The organism is Paraburkholderia sp. SIMBA_030 (assembly GCF_046535245.1).
Classification (GTDB): Bacteria; Pseudomonadota; Gammaproteobacteria; order Burkholderiales; family Burkholderiaceae; genus Paraburkholderia.
This window is the reverse complement of the sequence record NZ_JAWRXB010001030.1, coordinates 1-256: the sequence shown is the minus strand read 5'-3', so window position 1 is coordinate 256 and position 256 is coordinate 1. Positions and strand designations below refer to the sequence as shown.

Here is a 256-nt window from a genome sequence, read left to right as displayed (position 1 = left end):
CATTAGGATTTGCAAATTCAATTCTTGTATAAGGTTTTTGTTTTAGTAATCTATAGACTACATCTCCTTTTTTATATTCAATTTCATCAGCATATATGTCGTATCTCATCGGTGCGATTTCATTGCAGCAGGTTGCTTTTGCCTGTTTAAAAGCATCATTTAAAAATGGAGAACCTGTAATTTCCGAATATTTTAAAAATTCTTCTTTTGATGATGTGGTGGTCATTTGGTATCCCATCTCTTGCGAATAGCAAAG

The 256-nt window shown here is 32.4% G+C and carries 1 protein-coding gene; it reads right to left on the bottom strand.

What is annotated here, in order from left to right:
• The coding region (locus SB772_RS43155) for a hypothetical protein (RefSeq protein ID WP_410838916.1) at nt 1-226 on the bottom strand (226 nt) is incomplete at its 3' end.
• Nucleotides 227-256 lie beyond the last annotated feature (30 nt).